Origin of the sequence: Streptomyces sp. NPDC048411 (assembly GCF_040704695.1) — a bacterium.
Taxonomy (GTDB): domain Bacteria; phylum Actinomycetota; class Actinomycetes; order Streptomycetales; family Streptomycetaceae; genus Streptomyces.
This window is the reverse complement of sequence record NZ_JBEZKL010000213.1, coordinates 1-8,207: the sequence shown is the minus strand read 5'-3', so window position 1 is coordinate 8,207 and position 8,207 is coordinate 1. Positions and strand designations below refer to the sequence as shown.

The 8,207-nt window shown below is 69.7% G+C and carries 7 protein-coding genes; 4 read left to right on the top strand and 3 right to left on the bottom strand.

The window, feature by feature from the left end:
* Nucleotides 1–225 precede the first annotated feature (225 nt).
* Nucleotides 226–1,869 carry an ATP-binding cassette domain-containing protein gene (locus AB0915_RS37005; RefSeq protein WP_366695492.1) on the bottom strand — a complete coding sequence of 548 codons (1,644 nt, stop codon included), beginning with the start codon at nt 1,867–1,869 and terminating at the stop codon, nt 226–228.
* Nucleotides 1,870–2,074: 205 nt separating this feature from the next.
* Between AB0915_RS37005 and AB0915_RS37000 the strand changes: the two genes are divergently transcribed.
* From AB0915_RS37000 to AB0915_RS36990, 3 genes are all read left to right on the top strand, one after another.
* Nucleotides 2,075–2,353: a hypothetical protein gene (locus AB0915_RS37000; protein WP_366695490.1), complete on the top strand. Its 279-nt coding sequence runs from the start codon at nt 2,075–2,077 to the stop codon at nt 2,351–2,353.
* Between the two features lie 116 nt (nt 2,354–2,469).
* A complete protein-coding gene (locus tag AB0915_RS36995) occupies nt 2,470–3,429 on the top strand; it encodes a hypothetical protein (RefSeq protein ID WP_366695488.1) in 960 nt (319 codons plus the stop codon).
* A 72-nt stretch (nt 3,430–3,501) separates the two neighbouring features.
* Complete coding sequence (locus AB0915_RS36990) at nt 3,502–5,073, top strand: APC family permease (protein WP_366695486.1); 1,572 nt, start codon at nt 3,502–3,504, stop codon at nt 5,071–5,073.
* Between the two features lie 261 nt (nt 5,074–5,334).
* Here AB0915_RS36990 and AB0915_RS36985 read toward each other — a convergent pair whose 3' ends face one another.
* On the bottom strand, nt 5,335–6,732 hold the full coding sequence (locus AB0915_RS36985; protein WP_366695484.1) for a gluconate:H+ symporter: 1,398 nt from the start codon (nt 6,730–6,732) through the stop codon (nt 5,335–5,337).
* Between the two features lie 11 nt (nt 6,733–6,743).
* On the bottom strand, nt 6,744–7,253 hold the full coding sequence (locus AB0915_RS36980; protein ID WP_366695482.1) for a gluconokinase: 510 nt from the start codon (nt 7,251–7,253) through the stop codon (nt 6,744–6,746).
* A 144-nt stretch (nt 7,254–7,397) separates the two neighbouring features.
* Between AB0915_RS36980 and AB0915_RS36975 the strand changes: the two genes are divergently transcribed.
* The gene (locus AB0915_RS36975) at nt 7,398–8,099 is read left to right on the top strand and encodes an FCD domain-containing protein (protein ID WP_366695480.1); all 702 of its coding nucleotides are present in this window, start codon (nt 7,398–7,400) and stop codon (nt 8,097–8,099) included.
* Nucleotides 8,100–8,207 lie beyond the last annotated feature (108 nt).

Below are 8,207 nucleotides of genomic sequence, written 5' to 3'. Positions count from 1 at the left end.
ACATGACCTGCGACACCGCACGCCGATCGCACGCACCGACCACCGCTGCGCCCGCGCTTCGCGCGGACGACGGGGAACTCAGAACAGGCCCTAGTGTCATCCCTGGCGGACCGGCCCGCAGCGTCGGATGCGGTGCATCGCACGGCGGAGGGGCATCCGCATACTGGATGTATCTGACGTTCCGGCAACGCGGCGAGGTGCCGTAGCCGGAGTTCGGCTACGGCACTACGCGAGGCCCCAGTCGGGGGCGTCGGCCTCCCGCACCGTGGCGTCCGCGGCCAGGATCAGATAGCGGTCGAAGCCGCGCGCGAACCAGCGGTCGTGGGTCACCGCCAGCACGGTGCCCTCGTAGAGGTCGAGTGCCTCCTGCAGTGCCTCCGCGCTGTGCAGGTCGAGGTTGTCGGTGGGTTCGTCCAACAGGAGCAAGGTCGAGCCCTGGAGTTCGAGCAGGAGGATCTGGAACCGGGCCTGCTGGCCGCCCGAGAGGGAGTCGAAGGCCTGGTCGGCCTGGCCGTGCAGTTCGTACCGGCGCAGCGCCGACATCGCGGCCCCGCGGGGTCGGCCCTCCCTGTCGCCGTCGCCACGTCCCAGTACCTCGACGAGCGTGCGGCCGGCGAGATCGGGGCGGGCGTGGGTCTGCGCGAACCAGCCGGGACGCACCCGGGCCCCGAGCCGGGCGGTGCCGGAGTGGGGCACGGGGCTGCCGTGCCTGTCCTGTTCGTGGAAGTCTCCGTCGCCACCGCCGGCTGCCAGCAGCCGCAGCAGGTGTGACTTTCCCGTGCCGTTTGCCCCGAGCACCGCGACCCGTTCCCCGAAGAAGACCTCCAGGTCGAAGGGTTTGGTCAGGCCGGTGAGTTCCAGCCCTTCGCAGCGTACGGCCCGCATGCCGGTGCGGCTGCCCTGGAGGCGCATCCGGACGTTCTGCTTCACCGGACGCTCGGGGGGTGGCCCGTCCGCTTCGAAGCGCGCCAGTCGCGTCTGCATCGCGTGGTACTTGCCGGCCATGGCGGCTGAGATCTTGGCCTGCTGCTGGAGCGTGTGGACGAGGTCCTTCAGCCGCTGGTGCTCCTCCGACCAGCGACGATGCAGTTCGTCCAGTCGTTCGAGCCGTCCTGCCCGCGCCTCCTGGTAGTTCCGGAAGCCGCCGCCGTGCACCCAGACGCCACCGGCTTCCAGGGTGAGGATGCGGGTGGCCGTGGCGGCCAGCAGTTCGCGGTCGTGGCTGACGTAGAGCACGGTCTTGCGAGAGGCTGCCATCAGCTGTTCGAGGTGCCGCTTTCCGGGGACGTCCAGATAGTTGTCGGGCTCGTCCAGGAGCAGGACCTCGGCGTCACTGCGGAAGAGCGCCTCCAGGACGACGCGCTTCTGCTCGCCGCCCGAGAGCGTGCGCACGTCGCGGTACTTCGCCACGTCGAAGGGGAGCCCGAGCGCGGCGCCCGTGACCACGTCCCATTCGACCTCGGCGTCGTATCCGCCCAGCTCGCCCCAGTCCGCGAGCGCGCTCGCGTACCTCATCTGCATGGACTCCGAGTCGCTTTGCATCATGGCGAGTTCGGCTTCCTCGACCGCGGCGAAGGCCTTGCGCAGGGCCGACGGCGCCAGCGATACGAGGAGCTGCTGCACCGTGGTCCCATCGCGCAGCGAGCCGATGAACTGGGGCATGAAGCCCAGGCCGCCGACGACGCGTACGCCGCCGTCCAGCGGGGTCAGTTCGCCTGCCACCAGTCTCAACAGGGTGGTTTTGCCTGTGCCGTTGGCACCGATGAGGGCGACTTTGTCGCCGTCCCCCACCCGGAAGGACGTGTGGTGGAAGAGGACCTGACCGTCGGGCAACCGGTACTCGAGCCCGGAGGCCTCGATGAATCCCATGGTCGACACGCCTTTCCTCGCGGTATCGCCAGGCAATGTACGTCGCCGGATCCGCGACTGGCCAGGCAGTTTGCCCCTACCGGACACCACGCCCTTCAAACGCGCCGGATCCGGCGCCTCCTAGGCCACCACGGTCGCCCGGGTCCTCGGCCAGGGCCGTGCCCTGATCCTCGTCTACGCAGCTCCGGGACTGTCCGCCGTCCTCGTGCCGCTGGCCCACGCCTTCGACCGCCGGGGTCTGGCCGTCGCGTTGGTCTCCTTCTCCACCTTCACCTGGACCTTCGCCGTGATCATCAACCTGGTCATCAGCGAAACGGTCAAGCAGACGCTGGTACCCGACCGCATGCTCGGCCGCGTCACCGCCTCCACCCGCTTCATCGGCTGGGGAGTGCAACCCGTCGGCGCCCTGCTCGGCGGGCTGATCGGCGGTTGGATCGGACCAACCCAGCTGAAAATGAGAGCAGTTGATCGATTCGGCTCTTGACGTCGAGCCCCGCCTACCGCTTTGCTGTGGCACGTTCGGAATGTCTGTACCTGCCTCGTACGTGTTTGCGTCAGGCCCGTACCGTGCTCGTACCCGTGTCGTAAAGGAAGCCAGCGGTGTCGCCGCCCCCGCCTCCCCTGGGCCGCTCCCGAAGACGGGGCGGGCGCTCCGGCCACCCCTTCGACACGGCACTGGACGACACCGAACTCATCGACGTGCGAGGACAGTTCACCCAGGGGCGGTGGACCAGGGCCCGATCCCTGCTGGTCGCCACCGGCCATGACTGGGACCGCCGCGGCCACCGCGTCGTTTCTCTCGCCGAGACCCCGTCCGCTGCCGGATGGGCCCAGGACTGGCTGCTTGCCGAACCCGAGAGCGCCGATGCCGCGACCCTGCTGGCCTTGGCCACCGTGGTCCGCGCCCTGCACGGCAAGGACACCCCCGAAGCGGCCCGCGGCGCCTGTCTGCGCGCCGCCGGGCTGGCCCCCGACGACCCCACGCCCTGGCTGGGACAGCTGATGCTGGCCCGTGGCCACGGCGCCCAGGAGGAGGCGGGGAAGTACTTCGACGAAGTGCGCCTGCGCCACCCCGACCACCACCACGCGCACCATCTGATGACGGCCCTGCTCGCCGAGAACCATCCCGACAGCGGCCGGGATCCGCTGCACGAGGTCTACGACTTCGCCGCCTGGGCCGCCGAACGGGCCCCCGCCGACTCGCCGCTCGCCGTCCTCCCGGTCGTCGCGCACGCCGAGCGTTACCGCGTCCTGGTCGCCGTGGGCAGCGAGTCCGACGACCCGGCGGGCTGCGGGCACTGGTCGGGGCGGCGGGCCCGGCAGGTGATGAAGGCCGCCTTCGACTGGTGGCTGGAGTGGGAGCGCGAGGACCATCCGCGCAACCGTGCCGACCTCAACTTCCTGGCCCATGCGAAGGTGTGCGAGGGCCGGTCCGCGGAGGCCGCCGCCCTCTTCCAGCGCATCGGCCACCATGCCACGCCTGCGCCCTGGTCGTACTCCGGCCAGGACCCGTACCGGACCTTCCTCGCGGCACGCGGCGCCGCACTCGGAATCCCGTGACCGCCCGCCGCCGCGCCACCCCCCGTTGTGCACCTCCTCGCATTTCTCCTCAACGAAGGGACCACCCCCGCCATGTCGACGGGCAGTTCAAGAACGAGCGAGACCGGCACCACCAGCGTGACGAGCGATGTGGGCGGCATCAGCACCTACAAGGGTGAGGAGCGGGCCCTGCGGGCGGACCGGCTCGGCACCCCGGGATTGCTTCTCTCGGTCCTCGCCGCCAGCGCCCCTCTGATGGTCGTCGCCGGGGTGATGCCCACCGTCTTCGGCGTGATGGGCATCGTCGGCCAGCCGCTGCTGTACGTCATCCTCGGCATCGTCCTGATGCTGTTCAGCGTCGGTTACGCGGAGATGAGCCGGCACGTCCACAACGCCGGGGCCTTCTACGCGTACATCGCCCGAGGACTCGGCCCGACCGCGGGCGCCGGTGCGTCACTCGTCGCGCTGGTCGCTTACAGCGCCATGCAGGTCGGCATCTACGGCATCCTCGGCTTCGAGGTCTCCGGCCTGTTCTCCACCTATCTGGAGATCGAACTCGCCTGGTGGATTCCGGCAGTTGCCGCCGTTCTGATCGTCGGCGCGCTCGGCTGGCTGAAGATCGACCTCAACGCCAAGGTCCTCGGCGTGCTGCTGGTCATCGAGTGCGCCCTCGTCGTGATCTTCGACATCGCCGCCGTCTCCAAGCCGGGACCGGAGGGCCTGTCGCTGCACGCCTTCAACCCGGACACCCTCACCGGCGCCGGACTCGGTACCGCGCTCTGCTTCTGCATCGCCGCGTTTGTCGGGTTCGAGCAGGCGCCGGTGTACGCAGAGGAGACCAGCCGCCCGCAGATCGTCGTCTCCCGGGTGATGTTCCTCGCCGTTGGTTACGCCGCCCTGTTCCTCGCGATCGGCTCCTGGGCGCTGACCGTCGCCGCGGGCCCCGGCTTCATCGCCGACACCTCGCTGAAGGAGGGCCCCGGGATGCTGTTCGGTCTCACTGAGGACCGGCTCGGCACCACCTTCACCGACGTGCTGCACGTCCTCTTCGTCACCGGCATGTTCGCGGCGCTGCTCAGCTTCCACAACGTCGTCGCCCGCTACGCGTTCGCGATGGGCCGTGAGAACCTGCTGCCCGTCGCGTTCGGCCGGACCAACAAGTCCAGCGGTGCCCCGGCCACCGGCTCGCTGCTCCAGTCCGTCGTCTCCCTGGTCATCGTGCTGGCCTTCGCGTTCACGGACGACAAGCCGGTCGGCGACCCGACCGCCCCGGTGCTGCACCTGTTCACCTGGATGGGCAACGTCGGCGCGCTCGGCGTCATCGTGCTGATGGCCGCCGCCTCCTTCGCCGTGATCGCCTTCTTCGTCAAGCGCGGCGCCGGCCGGGCGCAGCTGTGGCGGCTGGTCGCCTCCGGTCTGGCCGGTGCGGCGCTGGTGGCCATCGCCGTCTTCACGGTCCGGGACTTCGACGTACTCGTCGGATCCGGTCCAGGCTCGGTGCTCAACTGGCTGCTGCCCGGAGTCGTCGTCGCCGCGCTCGTCATCGGGCTGGTGTACGGGGCGGTGCTGCGCTCGACGAAGCCGGCGGTGCACGCCAGGATCGGCCTGGGCAACGAGGCGTTCCAGCTGGAGAAGGCGGCGGAGAGCGGTGCGGTCCACCACTGAGGCCCGTCGCCCTGCCGAAGCATGACGGACACCCGCGGCCCCTGGTGACATGGGGCCGCGGGTGCTCGAACGGGCGGGTGAAAAGTCGCCGTCCCGATGCCGCAGGCGCGCCCGTGGGCCGTACGCCGTGGCATGCGCACCGAGTCGGTCGAGCGCCGTTGGGCGCGGGCCGGACACCCATTGTGGGGGAATCCGCCGGGAGGCCGGAAGGACGGTCCGGCGAGTCGCCGGACGACTCGCCGGACCTGCCCCGGAGGGGCCCTAAAGGACCAGCGACAGCAGCAGGATGAAGCCGAGCGAGACCACGGAGATGATGGTCTCCATCACCGACCAGGTCTTCACCGTCTGGCCGACGCTCATCCCGAAGTACTCCTTCACCAGCCAGAAACCGGCGTCGTTGACGTGGCTGAAGAAGAGTGAGCCCGCACCGACGGCGAGGACCAGCAGCGCAGCGTGCGACGTCGACATGTCGGCGGCGAGCGGGGCGACCAGGCCGGCCGCCGAGATCGTGGCCACGGTCGCCGAGCCGGTCGCGAGCCGGATCGCGACGGCGATCAGCCAGCCCAGCAGCAGCGCCGGGATCGACCAGTCCTTGGAGAAGTCCAGGATCATCTGGCCCACACCGGCATCGATGAGGGTCTGCTTGAAGCCACCGCCCGCACCGACGATCAGCAGCACGCCCGCGATCGGGGCGAGGGACTTCTCGACGGTCACGGAGAGCCGGCCCTTGCTGAAACCGGCTGCCCGGCCCAGCGTGAACATCCCGACTATGACGGCCGCGAGGAGCGCGATCAGCGGCGAGCCGATCACATCGGTGACCCGCTGGACGTGGTTCTCCGGGTTGTCCACGACGATGTCGACGAGGGCCTTGGCCAGCATCAGCACGACGGGCAGCAGGATGGTCGCCAGCGTGGCGCCGAAGCTGGGGCGACGCTCCAGGTCCTCCGACGGACGCTGCGGGATCATCTTCTCGGGCGCCTCGATGTCTACCCAGCGTGCGGCGTAACGGGAGAAGACGGGGCCCGCGATGATCACGGTCGGGATGGCGACCAGGACACCGAGCGCCAGCGTGACACCGAGGTTGGCGCCGAGGGCGTCGATCGCCACCAGCGGGCCGGGGTGCGGGGGGATCAGCCCGTGCATCACGGAGAGACCGGCCAGTGCCGGGATACCGATCCGCATCAGGGAGTAGTTGCCGCGCTTGGCGACGAGCAGCACGACCGGGATCAGCAGCACGATGCCGACCTCGAAGAAGAGCGGCAGACCGATGATCGAGGCGATGAGGACCATCGCCCACGGCATGGCGCGCCCGCCCGCCTTCGCGAGAATCGTGTCGACGATCTGGTCCGCGCCTCCGGAGTCGGCGAGCAGCTTGCCCAGGATGGCGCCGAGAGCGATCAGGACACCGACGCCCGCGACGGTCGAGCCGAGGCCGGCGGTGAAGCTGGCGATCGTCTTGGCGGGCGCGGCACCGGCGAAGGAGCCGAGGGCCAGCGAGCCGATGGTCAGCGCGAGGAACGCGTGCAACCTGAACTTGGTGATCAGCAGAACGATGACGGCGATGCCGGCCAGGACGGCAATGCCCAACTGCGCGTTGCCTGCCGAAGTGATCGGTTCGACGGCGTCCGCTGCCAACATCTCGACGCTGAGACTGGTCACGGTGGGGATCCTTAGTCTTCGAGCCGGCGCAGCGCGGCGACGGCTCGCTGGGTGATTTCTTCGGGGGTGCCGGACACGTCGACGGAGACGCCGGCCTCGTCCTCCTGCAGCGGCTGCAGGGTGGCGAACTGCGAGTCGAGCAGCGCGGTCGGCATGAAGTGGCCCTTGCGGTCCGCCATGCGCTCCTCGATGAGGGCCCGGTCGCCGGTCAGGTGGAGGAAGACGGCACCGGGGGCCTCGGCGCGCAGCCGGTCGCGGTAGATCCGCTTGAGCGCCGAGCTGCTGACGACGCCGCCGAGCCCGTCCCGGTTGTGCGCCCACTGCCCGATCGCATCGAGCCAGGGCCACCGGTCGGAGTCGTCCAGCGGGGTGCCGGCCGACATCTTGGCGATGTTCGCCGCGGGATGGAAGTCGTCGCCCTCGGCGTACGGAACGCCGAATTCGGCGGCGAGCAGGGGACCGATCGTGGTCTTGCCGGTCCCTGCCACGCCCATCACCACGACTACGTGGGGGGTGCTCATTGGTGGTGCCTCGCTGTCTCCGTCGATGTCGTCCTCGACACCGGTCCGTCGCGCTACTGAAACCTATACGTACGACTTATTCAAGATTCTGTGACGTAAAAGTCGTACTTTTTGTTCGAGGTGTGTGCCCCGTAGGCTTTGCCCATGACCACACAGGGCCCCGGGCTGCATACACACGTGCTGGACACCCTGGGTCTGGAGATCGCCGCGGGGGACTGCCCGCCGGGCCGGGTGCTGCGCACCGACGAGCTGGCCCAGCGCTTCGACGTCTCGCGCACGGTCGTCCGTGAAGTGATCCGGGTCCTCGAATCCATGCACCTGGTCGAGTCCCGGCGCCGGGTCGGCGTGACCGTGCAGCCGACCGAGGCGTGGAACGTCTACGATCCGCAGGTCATCCGGTGGCGACTGGCCGGCACCGACCGGCCGCGCCAGCTGCGCTCCTTGACCGTCCTGCGCTCGGCCATCGAACCCGTCGCGGCCGGACTCGCCGCCCGGCATGCCACGCCGGAGCAGTGCGCCGCCCTCACCGAATGCGCACTCGGCATGGTCGCGACCTCACGCGGCCAGCAGCTGGAGGGATACCTGGAGCACGACATCGCGTTCCACCGCATCGTGCTCAACGCCTCCGGCAATGAGATGTTCGCGCGGCTCGGGGACGTCGTCGCGGAGGTGCTGGCGGGACGCACCCATCACCAGGTGATGTTCGAGGACCCGGACCCGGCGGCGGTCACGCTCCATGTACGGCTCGCGGAAGCGGTGCGTGGGGGTGACGTGGCGGAGGCGGAGCGGCTGACCAAGGAGATCGCGGTGGGCGCCCTGCACGAACTGGACGTGCTCGCCCCCTAGGGCCTGTTCTGACTTCCCCGCCTGCGCCCCGACGCCCGGCACGCACGCTCGCCGCACGGCGCCGCAGGACAGGTGGCTCCGCCACATGACCTGCGACACCGCACGCCG